The organism is Enterobacter sp. ECC-219, assembly GCF_043966805.1.
In the GTDB taxonomy this organism is placed as follows: Bacteria; Pseudomonadota; Gammaproteobacteria; order Enterobacterales; family Enterobacteriaceae; genus Enterobacter; species Enterobacter cloacae_N.
In genome coordinates, this window is sequence record NZ_CP143680.1 from 2618815 (window position 1) to 2640428 (window position 21614).

General features: G+C 51.6%; 23 protein-coding genes and 1 pseudogene. 13 read left to right on the forward strand and 11 right to left on the reverse strand.

What is annotated here, in order from left to right; genetic code table 11:
* The first annotated feature begins 6 nt into the window (after nt 1-6).
* Both V1603_RS12395 and V1603_RS12400 read left to right on the forward strand, forming a co-directional pair.
* Complete coding sequence (locus V1603_RS12395) at nt 7-1491, forward strand: sensor domain-containing diguanylate cyclase (RefSeq protein ID WP_370552272.1); 1485 nt, start codon at nt 7-9, stop codon at nt 1489-1491.
* Nucleotides 1492-1769: 278 nt separating this feature from the next.
* Nucleotides 1770-2018 carry a GlsB/YeaQ/YmgE family stress response membrane protein gene (locus V1603_RS12400; protein WP_028012758.1) on the forward strand — a complete coding sequence of 83 codons (249 nt, stop codon included), beginning with the start codon at nt 1770-1772 and terminating at the stop codon, nt 2016-2018.
* Nucleotides 2019-2144: 126 nt separating this feature from the next.
* Here V1603_RS12400 and V1603_RS12405 read toward each other — a convergent pair whose 3' ends face one another.
* Nucleotides 2145-2243: a YoaK family small membrane protein gene (locus V1603_RS12405; RefSeq protein ID WP_014883431.1), complete on the reverse strand. Its 99-nt coding sequence runs from the start codon at nt 2241-2243 to the stop codon at nt 2145-2147.
* Nucleotides 2244-2288: 45 nt separating this feature from the next.
* Nucleotides 2289-3308 carry a sensor domain-containing diguanylate cyclase gene (locus V1603_RS12410; RefSeq protein WP_163328877.1) on the reverse strand — a complete coding sequence of 340 codons (1020 nt, stop codon included), beginning with the start codon at nt 3306-3308 and terminating at the stop codon, nt 2289-2291.
* 310 nt (nt 3309-3618) lie between these two features.
* Between V1603_RS12410 and V1603_RS12415 the strand changes: the two genes are divergently transcribed.
* Together V1603_RS12415 and V1603_RS12420 are read left to right on the forward strand one after the other, a co-directional pair.
* Complete coding sequence (locus V1603_RS12415; RefSeq protein WP_192981658.1) at nt 3619-3873, forward strand: DUF333 domain-containing protein; 255 nt, start codon at nt 3619-3621, stop codon at nt 3871-3873.
* A gap of 80 nt (nt 3874-3953) precedes the next feature.
* Nucleotides 3954-4259, forward strand: coding sequence for a hypothetical protein (locus V1603_RS12420; protein ID WP_166710791.1), 306 nt, complete (start codon nt 3954-3956; stop codon nt 4257-4259).
* Here V1603_RS12420 and V1603_RS12425 read toward each other — a convergent pair whose 3' ends face one another.
* Nucleotides 4260-4604, reverse strand: coding sequence for a DUF488 domain-containing protein (locus V1603_RS12425; RefSeq protein ID WP_166710793.1), 345 nt, complete (start codon nt 4602-4604; stop codon nt 4260-4262).
* A 101-nt stretch (nt 4605-4705) separates the two neighbouring features.
* Here V1603_RS12425 and V1603_RS12430 point away from each other — a divergent pair, with 101 nt between their 5' ends.
* Nucleotides 4706-5413, forward strand: coding sequence for a CTP synthase (locus V1603_RS12430; protein ID WP_395312699.1), 708 nt, complete (start codon nt 4706-4708; stop codon nt 5411-5413).
* A 32-nt stretch (nt 5414-5445) separates the two neighbouring features.
* Here V1603_RS12430 and V1603_RS12435 read toward each other — a convergent pair whose 3' ends face one another.
* Nucleotides 5446-6633, reverse strand: coding sequence for a CynX/NimT family MFS transporter (locus tag V1603_RS12435; RefSeq protein ID WP_395312700.1), 1188 nt, complete (start codon nt 6631-6633; stop codon nt 5446-5448).
* Nucleotides 6634-6732: 99 nt separating this feature from the next.
* Between V1603_RS12435 and V1603_RS12440 the strand changes: the two genes are divergently transcribed.
* Nucleotides 6733-7524, forward strand: a complete 792-nt coding sequence (locus tag V1603_RS12440; protein ID WP_316378930.1) for a helix-turn-helix transcriptional regulator — start codon at nt 6733-6735, stop codon at nt 7522-7524.
* Here the strand turns inward: V1603_RS12440 and V1603_RS12445 are convergent.
* Nucleotides 7508-7954, reverse strand: coding sequence for a DUF441 domain-containing protein (locus V1603_RS12445; protein ID WP_008500737.1), 447 nt, complete (start codon nt 7952-7954; stop codon nt 7508-7510). The two genes, V1603_RS12440 and V1603_RS12445, sit on opposite strands and share 17 nt — an antisense overlap.
* 144 nt (nt 7955-8098) lie before the next feature.
* Here V1603_RS12445 and yoaI point away from each other — a divergent pair, with 144 nt between their 5' ends.
* Entirely contained in the window at nt 8099-8203 is a 105-nt protein-coding gene (yoaI, locus tag V1603_RS12450) for a small membrane protein YoaI (RefSeq protein ID WP_226857506.1), read from the forward strand.
* Between the two features lie 8 nt (nt 8204-8211).
* Here yoaI and V1603_RS12455 read toward each other — a convergent pair whose 3' ends face one another.
* The 3 genes from V1603_RS12455 to yeaG form a co-directional block, all read right to left on the reverse strand.
* A complete protein-coding gene (locus tag V1603_RS12455; RefSeq protein ID WP_116340583.1) occupies nt 8212-8718 on the reverse strand; it encodes a YbaK/prolyl-tRNA synthetase associated domain-containing protein in 507 nt (168 codons plus the stop codon).
* A 99-nt stretch (nt 8719-8817) separates the two neighbouring features.
* Complete coding sequence (locus tag V1603_RS12460; protein WP_116340581.1) at nt 8818-10101, reverse strand: YeaH/YhbH family protein; 1284 nt, start codon at nt 10099-10101, stop codon at nt 8818-8820.
* Between the two features lie 74 nt (nt 10102-10175).
* A complete protein-coding gene (gene yeaG, locus V1603_RS12465) occupies nt 10176-12110 on the reverse strand; it encodes a protein kinase YeaG (RefSeq protein WP_116340579.1) in 1935 nt (644 codons plus the stop codon).
* Between the two features lie 430 nt (nt 12111-12540).
* On the opposite strand from yeaG, the gene V1603_RS12470 reads away from it, so the two are divergent.
* From V1603_RS12470 to V1603_RS12485, 4 genes and pseudogenes are all read left to right on the forward strand, one after another.
* On the forward strand, nt 12541-13287 hold the full coding sequence (locus tag V1603_RS12470; RefSeq protein WP_041910477.1) for a MipA/OmpV family protein: 747 nt from the start codon (nt 12541-12543) through the stop codon (nt 13285-13287).
* Between the two features lie 492 nt (nt 13288-13779).
* Nucleotides 13780-14706 carry an endonuclease/exonuclease/phosphatase family protein gene (locus tag V1603_RS12475; protein ID WP_395312701.1) on the forward strand — a complete coding sequence of 309 codons (927 nt, stop codon included), beginning with the start codon at nt 13780-13782 and terminating at the stop codon, nt 14704-14706.
* Between the two features lies 1 nt (nt 14707).
* Nucleotides 14708-15127, forward strand: a complete 420-nt coding sequence (locus tag V1603_RS12480; RefSeq protein WP_395312702.1) for a hypothetical protein — start codon at nt 14708-14710, stop codon at nt 15125-15127.
* Between the two features lie 934 nt (nt 15128-16061).
* Nucleotides 16062-17019 (forward strand): annotated as a pseudogene (locus V1603_RS12485) (IS481 family transposase).
* A 62-nt stretch (nt 17020-17081) separates the two neighbouring features.
* Here the strand turns inward: V1603_RS12485 and V1603_RS12490 are convergent.
* Both V1603_RS12490 and gapA read right to left on the reverse strand, forming a co-directional pair.
* Nucleotides 17082-17966: a D-hexose-6-phosphate mutarotase gene (locus tag V1603_RS12490; protein WP_395312703.1), complete on the reverse strand. Its 885-nt coding sequence runs from the start codon at nt 17964-17966 to the stop codon at nt 17082-17084.
* A 75-nt stretch (nt 17967-18041) separates the two neighbouring features.
* Complete coding sequence (gapA, locus tag V1603_RS12495; RefSeq protein WP_014831506.1) at nt 18042-19037, reverse strand: glyceraldehyde-3-phosphate dehydrogenase; 996 nt, start codon at nt 19035-19037, stop codon at nt 18042-18044.
* 341 nt (nt 19038-19378) lie between these two features.
* On the opposite strand from gapA, the gene msrB reads away from it, so the two are divergent.
* Together msrB and V1603_RS12505 are read left to right on the forward strand one after the other, a co-directional pair.
* Nucleotides 19379-19792 carry a peptide-methionine (R)-S-oxide reductase MsrB gene (msrB, locus tag V1603_RS12500; protein WP_025759332.1) on the forward strand — a complete coding sequence of 138 codons (414 nt, stop codon included), beginning with the start codon at nt 19379-19381 and terminating at the stop codon, nt 19790-19792.
* 41 nt (nt 19793-19833) lie between these two features.
* On the forward strand, nt 19834-20106 hold the full coding sequence (locus tag V1603_RS12505; protein ID WP_045261608.1) for a YeaC family protein: 273 nt from the start codon (nt 19834-19836) through the stop codon (nt 20104-20106).
* Nucleotides 20107-20156: 50 nt separating this feature from the next.
* Here the strand turns inward: V1603_RS12505 and V1603_RS12510 are convergent, their stop codons facing one another.
* The gene (locus V1603_RS12510) at nt 20157-21410 is read right to left on the reverse strand and encodes a glycoside hydrolase family 18 protein (protein ID WP_116340573.1); all 1254 of its coding nucleotides are present in this window, start codon (nt 21408-21410) and stop codon (nt 20157-20159) included.
* Between the last annotated feature and the right edge of the window lie 204 nt (nt 21411-21614).

A 21614-nucleotide genomic window follows, 5' to 3' on the forward strand; every position in this document is an offset into this window, starting at 1 on the left:
GATAAGGTGGAAAAGCTCGTGCATGTGAAAAATACTTTTTACACAACAACCATTACCGTCATCATTGTCTCACTGATCGTTTCATTGTCGCTTGCCGTCCAGATTGCCACGTCCCGACAGCAGTCAATCCAGCAGATCAATACCAGCGTTGCCAATTTGAGCCATACCCTGAACGTCTACACTGAAGGGATCATCCGCCAAAGTGAAATGTTGATTACCACCGTTTCCGACACAATTGAAATTTATGGCATGACCCCTCAACAGGCGATCAATATTCAGCGAATGATAAGCAATCAGGATAATCTTCTTACTCAGATTAATAATGTAGTTGTCTATGATGCGCATGGGGATATCTTCACCGCGTTGCACAAAAATTTTGCGGGTCCCCATAAAGGCGCGGACAGGGCATTTTTTGTCTACCACAAGGAAAATAAAAGTCAGCAGATTTATATTGGTGAGCCGGTGATAAGCAGAACTAATGGTAAATGGGTTATTACCCTTAGCCGACGACTTGAAACCCACACCGGTGCGTTTAACGGTGTTGTGGTGGTGACACTGGGTATCGAAAATTTTCTGGCCCTGTATGGACAGATAAATATTGGTCACGCGGGTGTTATCGGTTTAACGACACAAGCAGGCGTTTTACTGATTCGTTATCCTTTTAAAAATAACTATATCGGTACGATTTTTTCTGATTCACCTCTCTTCAGAAAATACCTCAAGGTACAAAATACAGGTATAGCCAGCTCTGTCTCCCGGTTTGATAAAATCGAACGCATTTATGCCTATGAGAAAAACAGACGCTACGGACTGGTTACGACGGTAGCGGTAAGCATCGATGAAGCCCTTTCACCGTGGCGCAAGCAGGCGATTCAGCTTGCCGCACTTATTTTGGTCTTTACCGCGACACTCATCGTGGCGTCCTGTTTCCTCTATTCCGACTTATCCAGAAAAACACGGGATAACAAAGCGCTAAAAATTATTGCCTCGGAGGATGCGCTGACAGGGCTTTATAACAGGCGCATCTTTGATGAAAAAATCCTCTCGGAAATTGCGGCGTGTGCGGTAAAGGACGCGCCGGTTTCGCTGCTCCTTGTGGATGTGGACTACTTCAAAAAGTACAACGATAACTACGGCCATCCGGAAGGAGACAGATGCCTGGCGTTGCTGGGAAACTGCCTCAGGGAAAGTCTCACCCGGGACAACCAGATTGTGGCACGTTATGGCGGGGAGGAGTTTGCGTTGATTTTGCCTGAAACGGATATTCAGGAGGCGCTCCGCCTTGCGCAGACGATTATTCGCAATGTTTTCTCTCAGCAAATTGAACACGCGTTTAGTCCCTTCGGGCGGGTCACGGTAAGCGTAGGGATCTCCAGTGCGCGTGCTGTCAACATCGCGGATAGCCAGCAGAATATTATTAATGCTGCCGACCAGGCGCTCTATCAGGCGAAACGCGGGGGACGCAACCGGCACGCTTTTGTTGGGGCATGATCAAAAAAAAGCCCACTCATGAGTGGGCAAGAAATACTGGAAGCAATGTGAGCAATGTCGTACTGAATACCTGAGTGTTTTTCTCAACTATTCAGTGTTGAGAAAGATAATCTTTCTCAACAAAAGATGCAACCCCACATTTCTTGTGGAAGGGCATATTGATCAAGAAATGTTCACATGCTCTCTGTGAGGCTTATCACAAATTTCCTTTCTCAGATCCTGTGCTATCCTTTTTGTGTCGTTGATTTAATGACAAAAACCATACAGAGAGGAAAGTTATGGGAATTTTATCCTGGATTATCTTTGGGCTTATTGCGGGTATTCTGGCGAAGTGGATCATGCCGGGCAAAGATGGCGGTGGGTTTATCGTCACCATAATACTGGGTATTGTCGGCGCGGTAGTCGGCGGTTGGATCAGTACGCTGTTCGGTTTTGGTAAAGTCGATGGCTTTAACTTCGGCAGTTTCGCGGTCGCGGTGATCGGCGCGCTGGTTGTGCTGTTTATCTACAGAAAGATCAAAAGCTAATACTGAAGCGTTAAAAAGGCTGCCAGATGGCGGCCTTTTTACGTAGCGGGTTTACCACCAGCCAAACTGTGTGCCGGCAAACGCCACGACGGCAACGAGCAACATAATGAGGGTGGTTTTTCTCATTTATGCCCCCGGAGCTGCGTAACCACCGACAAAAAACCACGCCAGAAAGACTACCGCCGTTATAAAAATAACGACCGGGAAGAGGATCCCTATTCTCATATCATCACCTGTTTCGGTTTCTGTAACGCCGTAGAGTGTACGGGGTTAATCCATAACGAGAAAGCCTGTTTTGCTTTTTCCTTTCTTATCCTGATACATCGCGATATCTGCGGCACGTAACGCACTGTCCGGATCGGTTACCCCGGGATCCACTTCGATAACGCCGAGGCTGGCGCCCGGATAAATGATGCTGATGGTACCCAGCCAGTATTCCCCCGCAATGCGGGCGCTGAGACGCGTTCTGAGAAGGTTAATTTGCTCCTCATTCCCGGCATTGCTCAGGGAGGCCACCAGAAACTCATCGCCGCCCAGCCGACCGATGATATCGTCCTGCTGTTTTTCTGCGGCCAAACGCTTGCCCACTTCAATCAGGAACTGGTCGCCTGCTTCATGCCCGTAGCGATCGTTAATCAGCTTGAAATCATCCAGATCGATAAAGGCAATGATGGCGTTACGTTTCAGATGTCGCGCCAGTGAAAACAGGGTGGTCAGATCCTCAAAAATGGCGCGACGGTTGGGTAACCCTGTAAGGGCATCTGTGTAGGAGTGTGCAATAAGGGCCGCATTGGCTTCACGAAGCTGGGTCACCAGAGACTCTTTCTGGATGGACTGGGCAATCAGCCCGGCGAATAACTTCAGAACCTGTTCACCGCGCTCGCTAAGCGGCTTTCTGGCCGTGCTGGTGGCGCAGAGCGTTCCGTAGAGTGAACCATCCGCAAGATGGACAGGAATACTCATGTAGGTCGTAATACCGAGCGCTTTCGCCGCTTCGCACTCTGGCCAGCGTTCGGGAACGTCGTTGCTGAATACGGTATCACTGTCCAGCGCACGCTTACACAGAGTTTCATCCCACGGGACGCTCAGCCCCTCAGGGATTGTCATCTGCTTGCTGTTGCGGGCATACAGGATATGCTGCAGTCGGGCTTCGATATCGATCTTAGTGAGGTAAGTCGACTCCATATCCGTCACGATCTCCAGCATCTCCAGCAGCTGACGAACGAGACCTTCAAGGGATTGTTCAGTGGCGAGGGTTTCTGAAACACGGGCAAGGATAATATCCGACATGACGTAGAAAGACTCCCAGCAGAAGACGTCTGCATCTGCATGCTATGCTGAATTCGTAGGCTTCCAGCATAGTTAAACATGAATGCAGAAAATTTAATACAGGCTGAAAGAAGGGGGATTAGGCGGGGAAAAAAGCCCCGTTGTTGTGAACGGGGCAAAGACATCTTGATTACGGAATGATGTTCTCTGGTCATAGTGAGAACATGCCGGACTATAGCGCTGAAAAATGCAGTTAGAATGGAGAAATCATGGAGAATACGGCGACAAGCCGTTACCCTTAGCTAACGATGATGCTAAAAGGATCAATGAGATGAGATTTCTGCTTCTGGTGTTGGCGCTTCCCCTGGTTGCCTGCACCGCAAAAACAACCCCACCCGACGCCCCGAAACCGCCGCACGCCGTAGGCATGGCGAACCCGGCTTCCGTTTACTGCCTTGAAAAGGGTGGGGAACAGGTCCCGATTCAAAGCCCGCAGGGTGTCCGCACCGAGTGCAGGCTGCCTGGCGGCGAAGCGATCGACGAATGGACGCTCTATCGTCGCGATCATCCGCAACCCACCAGGTGACAAAGGGATAGTCGCTGCGATACACTTCTCTTTAGGATTATTCTTAGCCAGTACCTGGCTACCGTTACCGCGAGAGAAGTATGTTTCAGCTAAAACCGGGCAGCATGGCGATGATCATCGGTGCCCGTACGGCGTCTGGACGTCGCAATATTGGTAAATCTGTTGAGCTATTTGGTCTTTGCCAGCCAGGCCTGCGTTTCGTTAACCCGGTCAACGGCGTGATGACGCAGTTGCCCGCAAGCGCGGACCGCGCGCTCTGGCTGGTGACGGGTGATGTTTACGCCTTTGACAATCAGCTCGGTTTTGCGTTTGTTCGCGCCGAACACCTGATGCCGCTCACCCCGGACGAAGCTCCACAAATCCAGGATGCGCTGGCGGTCGGCTGATCACAGATGGCGCAGCCAGTCGGCTAAAACCAGAGCGTGATTCTGCTTCGTGTCCTTCGCGCCGTAGAGCAGGGTTACGGTCTGCTTGTTCGCCAGCGCCGCCAGACGCTCTCCTTCGTCCTTATGCTGCGCCAGCTCTTCCTTGTAGGCTTGAGTGAACGCCGCGAAATCAATCGCTTCGCTATGAAAGTCCTTGCGTAACGCACTGGACGGCGTGAGCGTTTTACACCATTCGTCATACGCGAGGTCCGTTTTTTTCATCCCGCGGGGCCAGAGCCTGTCCACCAGAACCCGATACCCATCGTCCGGGCTTGCCTGCTCATAGACGCGTTTGCATTGGATCATGATTCCACCCTCCCAATTTAAGGTATTGTGATAATTGCAGAAGATCGGTAGTCTGAGGTTCCTTATGTTATCTGATAATACTCTGGCATAAGGAACCTTTCATGGAACACCTCCCGGTTAAAACGACGCTGCGCATTGCGCTGGTTGGCGATTACAATCCTGATGTTATTGCACGCAAGGCGATCCCACTGGCCATTGACGACGCCGCCGCGGTCCTTGACCTCACCGCCGATTACGACTGGCTAGCCACCACGGAATTAACCAGTTCTGAGGATCTGGTGGGCTACGATGCCATCTGGCTGGTTCCCGCAAGCCCCTATAAAAACATCGAGGCGGCCTTTATTGCCGCACGCTACGCGCGTGAAAACAGCATTCCGTTCCTGGGCACCTGCGGTGGATTCCAGCATGCGTTGATTGAGTATGCCCGTAACGTGCTGGGCTGGAGCGACGCGGCACATGCTGAGACGGATACCGAAGGCACGATGGTGATTGCGCCGCTGACCTGCTCGCTGGTGGAAAAAACCGATGCCATTGAGCTGCGTAATAATACGCTGATCGCGAAGGCCTACGGAAAGCCGGAAATCGTTGAGGGTTATCACTGTAATTATGGCGTGTCGGCGGCGTTTGCGCAGGAACTGGAGAGCGGTGATATGCGTGTGACGGGCTGGGACGAGCAGGGAGAAATCCGCGCTGCGGAGCTGGTGACCCATCCGTTCTTTGTGATCACCTTATTCCAGCACGAGCGTGCTGCGCTGGAAGGGCGTCCGGTGGTGCTGGTGCAGGCAATGCTGCGCGCGGCGCGCGGTTAAAAAAAGGCAGACCCTATGGTCTGCCACCGTGTTTAACGAGGCGTGATTTCGCGGTCGCGCCCGGCAAGTACGCCGCAGATGGCCATGACGACAGCGGCCAGCGCGCAGGCGAGAAGCGGGATGCGCCAGTCTCCAGTCGAATCGTGAATTTTACCCATCAGCGGCGGACCGCAGGCGGCGAGCAGATAGCCAATCGACTGCGCCATACCTGACAGCGCCGCGGCCTGGTGCGCGGAGCTGGCGCGCAGCCCGATAAACGTCAGGCCGAGGATCATCGTTGCCCCGGTACCAAAGCCGAACACCAGCGTCCACATCACCGCCATGTCAGGCATAAACCATAGCCCCGCCGCGCTTACCGCGCACAGCAGCGCCACTGCGCCTGCAATGGTTCGCTGATCTTTCAGACGGTGGAGGATCAGCGGCACGGCAAGCCCAGGCACGGCCGTGGCCAGCTGCAACAGCCCGTGCACCGAGCCGGCCTGCGCTTCGCTGTAGCCGTGGCTGAGCAATATCGCCGGCAGCCAGCCGATGATGACGTAGTAAATCAGCGAGTTAATTCCCAGAAAGAGCGTCACCTGCCAGGCGAGCGCCGAGCGCCAGATGGCGCGATTATGCAGCGCGCCGGCGCCCGTTACCGTCGCAACGTGTTTCTGACGCCACTGGGGCAGCCAGAGCAGCAGCGCGACCAGCGGAAACGCCATCAGCATCAGCAGCGCGCCATGCCAGCCCGCGCTACCCTGCGCCAGGGGAACAATCATCGCTGAGCCAAACGCCGCCGAGATGCCCATTGTCAGGGAATAGGCGCCCGTGAGTCGGGCAACCTGGCCCGGGAAATCACGTTTGATTAAGCCGGGCAGCAGCACATTCCCGAGCGCGATCCCGCAGCCAATTACCGCCGTTCCGACGAAAAGCAGGGTGGTGGAAGGCAGGGAGCGAACCGCAATTCCGGCGCAAATCAGCAGCAAGGCGACAAACAGGCTGCGCTCCATGCCGATACGCCGGGCAACGCCTGCCGCGAGCGGCGAGACAAGGGCGAAAGCCAGCAGGGGCAGGGTGGTCAGCAGACCGGTTTGCGCCGTGCTTAAGCCATAATCGAGGCGAATAGTATCGAGCAGCGGGGCTGCTCCGGTAAAGGTGACGCGAAGCGTGGTGGCAATCATCAGGATGCCTGCAATTAACAGCGCGCCGTGTTTTCCTGAGGTGCGAAGAGCAGTAGTCATTGTGTTCTCATACGTTCAAGCGAGCGCACACAATACCGATTTTTTCAGCGGTTGAAATCAGGCTAAAATGACAGTTTATCGCTCATATCGGACAAACTGATGATTGGTCTGGGACTGGACGGCTACGATCCTGATAGCCAGCACGATGCGGCCGTCGCGTTTCGCATCCGCGTGGTGGCGGAGGAACAATATATTCCCCGGCATCAACACCGTAAGGGGCAGCTAATTCTGGCCCTCGGCGGCGCGATCACCTGCGAAGTGGAAAATGCCATGCTAATGGTACCGCCTCAGTATGCCGTCTGGATCCCTGGCCAAATGCCGCACAGCAACAGGGCCACGCCGGGGGCGCAGCTCTGCTTTTTGTTCATTGAGCCAGGTGCCGCCAGCCTGCCCGACCGCTGCTGCACTCTGAAAATTTCCCCCCTCGTGCGGGAGCTGATTTTATCCCTGGCTGAGAAATCACGTGAACAGCTTCAGCTTGCGGCCACATCGCGTCTGGTGGACGTCCTTTTTGACGAGCTGCCGCTCCAGCGGCAGGAGCATCTGCAGCTGCCCGTCTCACCCCATCCTAAAATCCGGCTGATGAGCGAGAAGATGGCGGAAGAGCCCGCCGCCTGGCAGACGCTGGCACAGTGGGCGAGCCACTTTGCGATGAGCGAACGTAATCTGGCGCGGCTGGTGGTGAAAGAGACCGGCTTAAGCTTTCGGCGCTGGCGTCACCAGCTGCAGCTGATTTTGGCGTTACAGCATCTGATAAGCGGGAAATCGGTTCAGCAGGCGGCACAGTCGCTGGGCTACGACTCTACCACCGCGTTTATCACCATGTTCAGGAAGGGGCTGGGCCAGACGCCGGCACGTTATATGGCCAGCCTGACTATGACTTCCCGATAAACAGGGAAACCAGCCCTGCCGCAATCAGCGGGCCCACCGGCACGCCGCGAAAGAGCGCCACGCCCAACACGGTACCCACCAGCAGGCCGGCAACCAGTGAAGGCTGGCTGCTCATCAGCGTAACGCCGCGCCCGCCCAGCCACGAGACAAAAATGCCTACCGCGATCGCTACCAGCGATTTCCAGTTCACAAACGAGTGCAGTAGCGTCGAGGCGGGAAGCGTTCCGCTGGCAATGGGCGCCATCACCCCGATGGTTAAAATGATGATCCCGATGGTGAGGCCTTGCTTTTCTATCCACGGGAAAAATGTGTTTAACGGGGTCACGCGCACAATAATCAGCACCAGAATCGAGATGGCGACTGTGGTGTTATGGCTGATAAACCCGAGCGCGGCGAGAGCCAGAAGAATGAGCAGAGTAGGGTCAAACATGGGAAGTCCTTGCCAGAATAGTTACCCTGCTTACTGTACGCGGAAAAGCGGCGGAAGACAGTTTTAAAAAGATTCTCTTGCTGTCATAACCTTGTCATTTACGCGGATTAAAACGAAGGCAGGTATCGCAACGGGGCCGCCATCATGAACGATCACATGTTTGTTGAAGCGCTGATCATCTCCTCATCGTTTTTCGCTATTGCCGCGATTCTCGTCGCCTCCGTCCTGTTTCTGGAACGAAAAGGCTGACAGCGCCGTCACGACGACGCTTTATGGAAGTTAACAAGCTCAGGACGGGCAATGCGCAGGTAATCCTGGGTATCCATAATCACGGATTTCTCCAGTAAGCCGGCGTTAAAGGCGATTTCGTCGAAACGCTCAAACAGCAGCGGGTCTGCAACCAGCGCTAAATCAGGATGGAAGCTAAAGGGCGGGATAGCGCCGAAAACGCAGGCGGTAAGGGTATCAACCTCGGCCGGGCTGGCGAGGGAAGCCTTAAGCCCGCCGAAATGGCTGGCAAGCTGGCTCAGATCGGCCTGCAGGTCTGCGGCCAGAATCGCCAGTACGTGTTTTTTAACGCCGTTGCCCTTCACTTTGCAGACCAGGGCTTTTGCACCCTGGCGCAGATCGGTCCCGCGAATTTCACTCACCGCTTCACATTTCCCGACCGCCTCATGCTCCATGACGCGAAAACGCGCGCCCTGCTCGGTGAGTAAGGTAATCAGCTTCTGGTGGGTTCCTGCCCCAATAGCGTCGTCAGTCATCACAATTTTCCCGGTGATAATCCAGTATGCAGCTTGCTACATTAGCACGGGATGAACGGGGTCGAAAGAAAACAGCCAGCGGATTCGCTGGCTGCAGGGTTATACGTTGCTGGTGGCAGATTGCTTGTGGAAGAGCTCTCTGAATACCGGATAAATATCATCCTGATCGCGGATATGCTGCATGGCAAAGTTATCGAACATGGACTGCAGATGTTCATACTCCCGCCACAGGGTCTGGTGAGCGCGACGGGTGATTTCGATATAGCTGTAGTAACGCACCACCGGCAGAATTTTCTTCGCCAGGATCTCGTGACACAGCGGTGAGTCGTCGGCCCAGTTGTCGCCATCCGACGCCTGCGCGGCATAAATGTTCCACTGCGCCGGGTCATAACGCTCTTTCACCACTTCGTCCATCAGTTTCAACGCGCTTGATACGATGGTCCCCCCGGTCTCCTGAGAGTAGAAGAACTCATGTTCATCCACCTCTTTCGCCTGGGTGTGATGGCGGATATAAACCACTTCCACGTTCTTATAGGTTCTGCTCAGGAACAGGTAGAGCAGAATATAAAAACGTTTCGCCATATCCTTGGTGGCCTGGTCCATTGAGCCGGAGACATCCATCAGACAGAACATGACCGCCTGGCTGGAGGGTTCAGGGCGTTTTTCGTAGTTCTTATAGCGCAGGTCGAAAGTGTCGATAAACGGCACGCGGTCGATCTTTGCTCTTAACTCGGCAATCTCTTTACGCAGGCGCTCCTCTTCCAGCAGCTGTGCTGGCTCCGTGTTTTCCACGACCTTCAGGCTGCTCTCCAGCTCGCGCAGCTCACGACGTTTGCCTGCCGTCATGGCCGTGCGGCGCGCCAGCGAATTCTGCAACGAACGCACAACGCTGATATTGGCGGGCACGCCGTTGGCGGTATAGCCCGCGCGATGGGTTTTGTACTCGTTAAGCTGACGGTGCTGATTTTTTTTCAGGTTCGGCAGCGCAAGGTCCTCGAACAGCAGGTCGAGATATTCATCTTTCGAAATCTGGAAAACGAACTCATCCTGACCTTCACCGTCCTGGCTGGCCTGTCCCTGACCGCTTCCTGAACCACCACCGCCGCCCTGAGGGCGCTCAATTCTGTCGTTCTGAACAAAGTGGTCATTACCTGGGTGTACGCGATGGCGCAGGCCCCCGCGCCCCTGATGAAACATCGGTTCGCTGATGTCATCGGTAGGGATGGAGACAGACTCGCCGCTGTCGACGTCGGTCACCGAGCGTTTGTTGATGGCCTCGGAGATCGACTGTTTAATTTGCGCTTTATAACGGCGCAAGAAGCGCTGGCGGTTCACCGTGCTCTTGTTTTTGCCGTTAAGACGCCGGTCAATAAACCAGGTCATATACCCCCCGTACTGCATTTGCCAACTTGCGTTTTTGTTGGCCCGGCAGGCGCAGGCGCTACCGGGCACTTGTTTTAAGACGATTTACGCACGCGCAGATACCATTCGCAGAGCAGGCGAACCTGCTTGCGGGTGTAGCCTTTTTCCATCATACGGTCGACAAAATCGTCGTGTTTCTTCTGCTCGTCGGTTGAGGTTTTGGTGTTAAACGAGATCACCGGCAGCAGCTCTTCGGTATTGGAGAACATTTTCTTCTCAATGACCGTGCGCAGCTTCTCGTAGCTGGTCCAGTTCGGATTGCGACCATTGTTATGCGCTCTGGCGCGCAGGACGAAGTTCACAATCTCATTACGGAAGTCTTTCGGGTTGCTGATCCCGGCAGGCTTCTCAATTTTTTCCAGCTCCGCGTTCAGGGATTCACGGTCAAACAGCTGGCCGGTATCCGGGTCGCGGTACTCCTGATCCTGAATCCAGAAGTCAGCGTAGGTGACATAGCGGTCGAAAATGTTCTGCCCGTATTCTGAGTAGGATTCCAGATAGGCCGTCTGGATCTCTTTGCCGATGAACTCAGCGTATTTCGGAATCAGGTAGCCTTTCAGGAACTCAAGGTAGCGTTCAGCCTGCTCCTGCGGGAATTGCTCGCGCTCAATTTGCTGCTCCAGCACGTAGAACAGGTGAACCGGGTTGGCCGCCACTTCCGCATGATCGAAGTTAAAGACGCGGGAGAGGATCTTAAACGCGAAACGCGTGGACAGACCGTTCATCCCCTCATCGACCCCGGCGTAGTCACGGTATTCCTGATAGGACTTCGCTTTCGGATCGGTATCTTTCAGACTTTCACCATCATAGACGCGCATTTTCGAATAGATGCTGGAGTTTTCCGGCTCTTTCAGGCGCGACAGGATGGAGAAGCGCGAGAGCGTTTCCAGCGTACCCGGGGCGCATGGCGCGTGTACCAGCTCGCTATGGTTAAGCAGTTTCTCGTAAATTTTGATCTCTTCGGAGATCCGCAGGCAATAAGGCACCTTGACGATGTAAACGCGGTCAAGGAAGGCCTCATTGTTTTTATTATTACGGAAGGTCACCCATTCTGATTCGTTAGAGTGGGCGAGAATTATGCCGTTAAACGGCAGGGCGGAAATACCTTCCGTCCCGTTGTAGTTCCCTTCCTGGGTCGCTGTCAGCAGAGGATGCAGCACTTTAATCGGTGCTTTGAACATCTCAACGAATTCCATAATCCCCTGGTTGGCGCGGCACAGCGCACCGGAATAGCCATAGGCATCCGGGTCGTTTTGTGCGTAGTTTTCCAGCTTACGGATATCGACTTTGCCCACCAGCGCCGAGATATCCTGGTTGTTCTCATCACCCGGTTCCGTTTTGGCGATAGCGATCTGCTCCAGTATGGATGGCCATACTTTCACCACTCGGAACTTAGTGATATCGCCGCCAAACTCGTGGAGGCGTTTTGCCGCCCACGGCGACATGATGGTACCGAGGTAGCGGCGCGGGATGCCAAACTCTTTATCCAGAATTTGCGCATCTTCCTGCGGATTAAACAGGCACAGCGGATGGTCGTTAACCGGGCTGCGTTCGCCGTTGGCGCTCAGCACATAAATCGGTACGCGCTGCATCAGCGACTTCAGGCGTTCAGCCAGCGAGGATTTACCGCCGCCGACGGGGCCGAGTAAATAGAGGATCTGTTTCTTCTCTTCCAGACCCTGGGCGGCATGCTTCAGATAGGAGACAATCTGTTCAATGGCATCTTCCATACCATAGAACTCTTCGAACGCCGGATATCGGGCGACCACCCGATTCGAAAACAGACGGGAAAGCCGTGGCTCCAGGGCAGTATCAACCATGTTTGGCTCACCGATAGCCATCAATAGCCGTTCTGCCGCATTGGCATAGGCACTGCGATCTTGCCGACAAATGGTAAGAAACTCCTGCAGTGTGAACTCTTCGTCCTTGGCAGCTTCATAGCGCTGGCGATAGTGATCGAATATATTCATGGCATGCCGTCCTTTCGTTTTTTAGCACAGGATAAGAGCCGTTCGTATGAGTAGTGGAGGCTCCCGGAAGAGAATCTCTCGCACCCCACTGCCAGAGCAGCAACCTGTGTGCCAGGTCAGACGCTAAGAACCGCAGGTGTTCAGGAAAACTCTTCTTAAATTTAAGCGTAGATGGCATTTGCCAAACTTGCATGCTGAGAAAAACTAATTTCAATGACATATCAATAACTCATCCAAAAATTTCCACCTGAGTTATAAGGCTTAAGGACGTTTTTCATTCAGCGGTCATATAAATGAAAGCGGGCTGTCATCTGAAAAGTTAAAAATAATGGGTTAATCAGACTGATTAGCAGGCAAAAAATTTTGGGATGTTCGGGAATGGCGGTTACACTTCACCCGCTGATTATTTGACTACAGGAAAGAATGGATTGTGACCAAACTCAAACTTCTGGCATTGGGCATCCTTGCCGCTACCGCAGTTAGCACCGCTCAGGCGGAAAGTCAGTGGACGGTGGGCGCGGGCGTTGGCGTCATTAACAGCCCATACAAACAGTATGACCGCGATGTTTATCCTGTTCCCGTTATCACCTATGAAGGCGATAATTTCTGGTTCCGTGGTCTCGGCGGCGGCTACTATCTCTGGAACGATACGGCCGATAAGCTATCTATCATGGCCTACTACGATCCAACGCACTTCAAGCCGGGAGACAGCGACAGCCATGCGCTTCGCCAGCTCGACAAGCGCAAAAGCTCTATGATGGCCGGGCTTTCGTACGTGCATAACACACAGTATGGCTTCCTGCGTACGGCCCTGGCGGGTGATACGCTGGATAACAGCAACGGCTTTATCTGGGATCTGGCCTGGCTGTACCGCTATACCAACGGTGGGCTCACCCTGACGCCGGGTATCGGGGTGCAGTACAACAGTGAAAACTACAACGACTACTACTATGGCGTCTCTAAAAACGAGTCCCGCCGCAGTGGGCTGAAAAGCTACAGCGCTGATGACGGCTGGGATCCATACCTGGAGCTGACCGCGAGCTATAACTTCCTTGGCGACTGGAACGTCTACGGCACCGGTCGTTACGAGCGTCTGAGCGATGAAGTGAAGGATAGCCCGATGGTCGATAAGTCCTGGGCTGGCATCTTCTCTGTGGGTGTGACCTACAAGTTCTGATTGTGCATTATTTTAGTGCAATCTTTGCATCAAAACGGGGCGCTTGCGCCCCGTTTGCTTTAATGTGGTGCGGCAAAATAGGAGGGCGATATGAGCCTAAAATATTCACCTAGATTTGCTTTGGAGGGATTTTGCCCTCAAGGAAACCCTTGAGATGATGAACAATATTTAATAGCAGGCAAAATTTGTAGCTGGGGTATGTCGAATATTAACTACGACGACGTGCAGGAGTCGTGGCGCGAAGAGAACGGTTTTGCCTTTGTGACCAAGGAGATGCTGTACCATCATGCATGGTGCGGTTTTGAGTAGGGTATTCTACCCTAGTGCCAGAAACAACATATGCTGGTGATACCCTTCTGTCTGCTTGTGCTAGCTAGGTGACTTCACCTAGGACTGATGAATCATTCGGTCGCCAACTACATTGCCTTTAGCCATTATATTTGACTTTTAGATTGTCGACTACTTATGATGTTAGAAAATGGCTTGGTGTTTATGAATATGCAAGAAGATAAAAATAATAAAAAAATATCATTTGCTTGGTGGAATACAAGTCTTTCACCACATTCAAAAGAAAACACTGCAAATGACGAACATAAAGCATTCGTTTTGGCTACATTAGTTCATTTGCTAATTTTCAAAGATATTGATGTACTTTGCTTATGCGAAGTTACAACTAAAGATATTGACTTTATCAGTGATAACTTGAATTTAGTTTCTTCTGGGTACGCAATATATAATGGTAATGTTAAAAATGGTCGAAAAAAATTTGATTTGTGCATTATATATCGTGCTGATGTATTGACTTTTTTAAGCTCAGACATCATCAGTAAAAAACAAATAAAGAAAAATATACATGCTGGTCAAGAAGTTAATTTTGTCATAACTGACACAAACGAACCACTAACGCTATATTTAGTTCATTGGTCAAGTCGACTTTATGATTATGAAGACTCACCAAGTAAGATTTTGCTTGGCTCTCTACTAAGAGATGCAGTAGTTGATTGTCGTGATACGAGAGAAATCAAACATGTGATAATATTAGGCGATTTCAATGAAGAGCCATTTAACAAGAGTCTTACGCAAGCTTTATTCGCTTCTCGGGATATATCGTTGGTTAAAAAAGAACCCGATTTACTTTATAACCCATTCTGGCGTCATATGGTCCATAGTAGGTTACATCCAGAGAATAATTTTGAAAGTGAAGGTTGTGGCACTTATTTTTATAAAGGGGATCAAGCAAATCAATGGAAAACTTTCGATCAGATAATTTTTTCATCAGATTTCGTTAGAGGGGAAGGTTGGTATCTTAATGAGTCTAAAACAGAAGTATTTAGTAATAAAAACTTTATTGAATATATATATTCCTCTGCATCTAAGTTTGATCACTTGCCAATAATTTCTGTCATAGAGAGAATCTGATATGGTTGACTTCGAAAAAGCATTTTTGACTGGATTAAATTCAGCAAAAAAAGCATCCAATAATATTGAAGAAATTAACTCTGTAATTAAGAAAATGTCAATGGAACTTATGCACTTAACTAAGGGTAAAGTAAAGTTAGGCGTGTCTTCCTTTTATGAAAAGGATGATAATCCACTTCGCCATCTTCATGCCGGCTTGAAAACCTATCAAGGATTAGCGGTTTTTGATGGTGATGGTAGGAACGGTGTGGAGATCGCAAAGTGGACTCAGCATGAAAATGGATATCCTTGTTCCATCGCTAGCAGTGCAGGAAAATTTTATTGCAAAAATAAAGAGGACCTAGAAAGCGTAATTGCTGACTTATTTATGCAAACAAGAACTGGGAAGATCATTCTTGATAAAATAAATAAAAATAGATGAGAGATTTCTAGCTTCCCCCTGCGAGTTATTTGCATGGGGGGACAAATTAAGATGATTCAGACCAAAGTGACGCTCGTCTGGCTTGTATCGGTAAATTAACATTTTGTTACGACTAAGTCAACGGGCTAAGTATGTGAACGAATGAAACGCTAAAGACAAAAAATTATATTTTGATTAAGAAGAATACAGAGTAGGAAGCATTAATTTTTCCTGTAAGTTTTAAGAATTATGGCTCGGTAGCAGCATTGAGAACATTAACCTTAAAACTTAACCATTCTGGACTTTGTTGCTAACTATGGAATTTATTTTAAAAGAATCATATACAAATTTCATCTTAATTAGTGGTAATTATCGGAATTTACAAATTAAAATTAAGATAAAAATGCGATGAGATTTTCGGTCCTTTGTTCATTTCAGTAATTAATTTACATTGTCACGGGATCACTTCGTCTTTTTGCTATCTTATTGGATTGTCTCAGATTACCCATTACTGCGCCATTGATTGAGATGATTTCTGCCAGCCCTGCAGGAACCGGTGAGCTTTAAAGATATCCTAGGCGGTGATTCCTTCGATATTGGCAAACTCATCTTAGGCCTGGTTTACCTAAGCGAAGAATTTTGATCCCTTATGCAACTGCCCCGCAAATCCTACTGGCGTGGGTGATTAACCATTAGGGCATTGAGCGATTCCTAAAGCGGCATTCAGTGAACATGTTGAAGCTTATGTGGCAGCGTTAAAAATCACGCTTGCTTGTGGCAAGTTAGGCCAATTAGATACTACGTTCCCGCCTCCTGCAGAGAAAATTCAGTTTGGTGTTGTTTAAGTAAGCACAGATTATCCCATCTCGCCAATAGGGTGTACGGTCCGGGGACATAGTGAACACTTGTTCGGGGACATGGTAGACACTTACAACTGAGACATAAGAACCCGTTTATGGAGTCACTTATGCCCTGGGATGCGAGAGATACCATGTCATTACGTACCGAGTTTGTTTTGTTCGCCTCGCAGGACGGGACGAACATCCGTTCCCTCTGCCGTCACTACGGTATTTCACCTGCCAGCGGCTAGAAGTGGTTTCCGTCATGGGCTCAAAAAGACCCTTCAGGCTTTTAGTACCGCCCATAATATGATGGCTTGCTGCCGGACGTTTCGCCTGGCATTCCCGGTACGGGCTGCTACGAACACGATGCGCCAAAGCGTTTCTGGCAGATGTATTTTAAGGGCCATTGTTGGCCGCTGCTATTCGCTTACCCTGCTGGATGACAACTCCCGTTTTTCCCTGTGCCCGAGGCACTGTAACGATGAACCCCGTGGGGCCGTGCCGTAGGTCAGCGTGTTTGAATGCTACGGCCTAGCCGGACCGGATGACGATGGACAACGATGCAGGGGAGGCACCACCGTTACCAGAGCAGCACTGGAGCTTTGGCTGATGCTCCACGTTGTCCGTGGGGCCACTCCCGGCCTTATCATCCGTAGACGCAGGACAAACTGGAGCGTTTTCACCGCAGCCTTGCTGCAGGCTAGTGGTTTGTGGAGGGTGGTAAACTGCGCCGCGCCTTCGACCGCTGACGGACGGTCTACAACATTGTGCGCCCGCGCGAGGCGCTGAAAATGGCAGCATCCTTGCGGTGTATCACCTTCTATCCGGCAATATAATGGCACTACAGCTCCATCTGAATACGATGAAGGGAGGATGGTTAGGAAAGTCGATATCAGCGGTAAGCTGAGGATGAAAGCACTCAGCCCGAAGGCAGGAAATATGTACGGGGGAAAACGGGTCGGGCTGAAGGAGATGCAGAATGTTGGCTGTTATGAAATGTGGCGGTACAGCACGAAAGTGGGGATGATCGACTTGGAGAAACAGCCGATCACCAATAGTAAAAGATGTTAAAAAGCGTTCATTATGTCCCCGGCCTAGTAATATGGAGAGGGCTAGGTTTAGGGGGGACTGTCTTAATGCTTAACAATCTTAATCGTCTGTCCTAAACGAGACGGCTTTTCTTCACTCGCTTTCTGCGGGGTGGTCACGCAGGCCGTTTCCACGCAGACGAACGTTTTATAACCGTCGTCAGGCACGTCGGCCATGCTTACAGACAGAGCAGGACCCGGGTTCCAGCCCACCACGTTGCTGTGATGGTGATGGACCACCTCAATGCTGCGGTTCAGGGCACCGTCGTGGATCACGCTGCATGCTTCCGGATGCAGATAGACGCGGTCGGTACGGTCAGGGAACGCCTGAACGCCGTCGCTCAGTTTGCCTTCTTTGGCGTTATCCACTTTATCGATAAAGGTATCGCCAAGGCCGCTTACCTTCACTGCGCTGATATCACCCACGTTGAAGTAGGTATGCAGGGCCGAGGTGGTGTCGAACTCGCCGTGGGCTTCCAGCTCAATTTCGCAGGTTTTACCCAGCTTGAAGCGGGCATACAGGGTGAACTCGTGCGGCCACAGGGCGCGGGTCTCGTCATTTGCCTGCAGCTCAAAGGTCAGCACGGCGCCGTTATCGTCTTCGTTATGCGCTTTCAGCGTCCACTGCTGGTTGCGGGCAAAACCGTGAGAAGGCAAACCCGGCTGTGCAGACGGGCCAAACCACGGCCAGCAGATCGGTACGCCACCGCGAATAGCCGCCCCTTTTTTGAAGGAGGTCGCATCGCTCAGCCACAAACCTTCGGCTTCGCCTTCCGGTTTCCAGGAGAGCAGGTGAGCGCCGTTCAGAGCCACGGACGCTTTAACGCGGGGATGGTCAACGACGATAACGTCGGCACCGTCAATCTGACGGCGGGAGAGCACAGGGGTAAGTTGTTCGACTACCGGAAGTGCAAAAATTTTATTAATCATTAAGCAATCCTCTGTCTAAAAAACAATAAAAAAGGCGACCGAAGTCGCCTTTTTGGATCAAGCACTCATCTCAACTTATTTGGAGATGTGAGCGATCAGGTCCAGTACTTTGTTAGAGTAGCCAGTTTCGTTGTCGTACCATGAAACCAGTTTCACGAAGTTGTCGTTCAGTGCGATACCTGCTTTAGCATCGAACACGGAAGTGCACACTTCGCCGTTGAAATCGGTAGATACAACGTCGTCTTCGGTGTAGCCCAGAACGCCTTTCATTGCGCCTTCGGAAGCAGCTTTGATTGCTTTCTTAATTTCTTCATAAGAAGCAGCTTTTTCCAGACGAACAGTCAGGTCAACAACGGATACGTTAGGAGTTGGAACGCGGAACGCCATACCAGTCAGTTTGCCATTCAGTTCTGGCAGTACTTTACCTACAGCTTTAGCAGCACCGGTAGAGGATGGGATGATGTTCTGAGCCGCGCCACGGCCGCCGCGCCAGTCTTTGTGAGACGGGCCATCAACGGTTTTCTGAGTAGCGGTGGTAGCGTGAACGGTAGTCATCAGACCTTCGATGATGCCGAAGTTGTCGTTGATAACTTTAGCCAGCGGTGCCAGGCAGTTGGTGGTGCAGGATGCGTTAGAAACGATGTCCTGGCCAGCGTAAGTTTCGAAGTTTGCACCACGAACGAACATTGGGGTGTTGTCTTTGGAAGGACCGGTCAGAACAACTTTCTTCGCACCCGCAGTGATGTGTTTACGTGCAGTTTCGTCGGTCAGGAAGATACCGGTTGCTTCAGCAACAACGTCAACACCGATTTCGTTCCATTTCAGGTTAGCTGGGTCTTTCTCAGCAGTAACGCGGATGGTTTTACCGTTAACAACCAGGTGGCCGTCTTTCACTTCAACGGTGCCGTCGAAACGACCGTGAGTTGAGTCGTACTTCAGCATGTACGCCATGTATTCAGCGTCCAGGAGATCGTTGATACCAACGATTTCGATGTCAGAACGTTTCTGAGCAGCACGGAAAACAATACGGCCGATACGGCCAAAACCGTTGATACCTACTTTGATAGTCATATATTCCACCAGCTATTTGTTAGTGAATAAAAGGTTGCCTGTAAAATTACAAAAACCTTACGCAGCGTCAAGCGGAATCGTGTCAATCATTGCGACAAATCAATCCTGTGACTAACGTTTGTGCGACTGACTCGCCTCACTTTCCCTTTGAGCTTGCAACCACATGGGGGCTGCGCCCGGAATTTTAAAGTCCTCGCAGGATAAAAATGTGAACATGATCACAATTGCCTGACCGCCTTTTCGCGACACATAAGTTTAGAACAAAAGTGCACGCAAGGGTGTTAATGTTTTGTTAGAATCGGGGTTAAAAGATGTCTGTTTCTACAGCGAGATGTAAGCATATGTCGAACCAACGTAACCCTGACGATTTGAAAAAAAACCTCACAGAAATGCAGTTTTACGTGACGCAGAATCACGGAACGGAGCCGCCATTTACCGGGCGTTTACTGCATAACAAGCGAGACGGCGTTTACCACTGTCTGGTCTGCGATGCCCCGCTGTTTAATTCACAAACGAAATACGACTCTGGCTGCGGCTGGCCGAGCTTTTACGAGCCGGTGAGCGATGAGGCAATCCGCTATCTGACCGACTCGTCGCACGGTATGGTGCGCACGGAAATTCGCTGCGGCAACTGCGACGCGCACCTGGGGCATGTTTTCCCGGATGGCCCTCAGCCAACGGGCGAGCGTTTCTGCGTAAACTCAGCTTCTCTGAGCTTCAGCGACGATGAAAACGGCGACCAGATTAAGGGTTGAAAAAACGATTCAGCAAATTATTCCTTTGAAAGGGAGAGATCGTGAATATTGAGGACATGATTAACGGGATGACCCCGGAAGTTTATCAGCGTCTGGTGACCGCCGTTGAGCTGGGTAAATGGCCCGACGGTGTGGCCCTGACGCCTGAGCAAAAAGAGAACAGTTTGCAGTTGGTGATGCTGTGGCAGGCGCGCAACAACACCGATGCACAGCACATGACTATCGATACCAACGGTCAGATGGTGATGAAGAGCAAGCGCGAGCTTAAGGAAGATTTTGGCATCACGCCGAAGCCGATTGCGACTTTCAAATAACGCTCTCCGTGTGTGCCGGGTAAGCGCTAGCGCCACCCGGCACATACACCTTAGTGCTTAATTCCGAGTGATTCCGCCAGCTGTTTCGCTAACTGATTGTTATCATCAGCCCCGTACTCCCAGAACATCGCCCCGGCGAGGCCTTTCTCTTTGATGTAGTCTGCCTTGATCGCGACGGAACGCGGGTTCTCATACGAAATCGCAAACAGCGCGTTGCCATCAGAACCCTTTACCGAGAGCCACGGCACCTTCGCCTGGTCGTCCCAGTGCTCGGTAAAACGCTTCTGCGGATCGTTCAGCAGCTTCTTCACGATATCGTTGTACTTCACGTAGGTATCTTTGGTCAGGTCATAGCCGAGCGATTTAAACAGGCCGATCTCCTGCGGCCCGAAGTAGGGCTGGGTGACCGGATTTTTTTGCGCGTCCGGCTTGCTCCAGTCAATGCCCGGTTCAACCGCACGTTTCGGTACGCGACCGTAAAAACCGATCCCGAGGTTCATCTGCTTCGGCTTAAGTCCGGCGGCCAGATAGTTGCTCACCACAAAATCGACGCTGTATTTATCGGCGGCAGCCACCGTTGGCCAGGCGCTGGAGTCATACAGGTTCGCGTTGAAATACTGGGTACCGTACGCCATGTCGTAGGTCATCAGGTTGATATAGTCGAGCAGGGGCGCGATGGCTTTGACATCTACCCAGCTTTTCGGACTTTCCGCATTCGCGCCCACCGCAATGGTCACCAGCTTTTTCTGCCCAAACGCCGCGCGCATCTCTTTCAACAAGGCGGTGAAGTTATCCCGATCGGCTGGCTGGCTTGCAACCAGCCCCCACGCGCCGTTAACCGGATACTCCCAGTCGAGATCGATCCCATCCAGGCCGTATTTGTCGACAATTTCCTGCGCAGAGCGGATAAACACCGCGCGACTCTCTTTGGTTGCCGCTGCGCCAGAGAAACCACGCGCGCCCCAGCCGCCAACAGAGAGCAGGACTTTCAGGTTCGGGTTTTGTTTACGCAGGGCCGGTATGAGGGCCAGATCGGACGCCACTTTTGGCGACAGCCAGATTTGATGCAGTTTCGTCGGATCTTTCAGCGCGGCGTTGGTCTCGTCTTTCTCGTCGTTATAAACAAGTCCAAACGAGTAGTTCAGATGGGTGATCTGGCGAACGTCCAGCTTATTAATATCGCCACCCGGTCCGGCGGTGACATCGCCACCCCCGTTAAAGTAGCCGACGGACATCAGCGGCGCGGCGGAAGCAAGTGACGCGCAAAGCAAGGGTAATGCTGCCAGCAGGGGCAAACGTTTCATACAAGTTCCTCTTTGACTTAATAAAAATAACCACGCCACAGAAAAGGCGTGGCGAAAAAACAGCCTGATGAGAATAGCATTGCCGTTTCGCTTGTGATGCGAGGGAGTTCACTTTATGGGGATTGGGGAAGAAATGCCGGGTGGCGGCTGCGCCTTACCCGGCCTATGGGGAAAGGTAGGCCGGGTAAGCGTCAGTGCCACCCG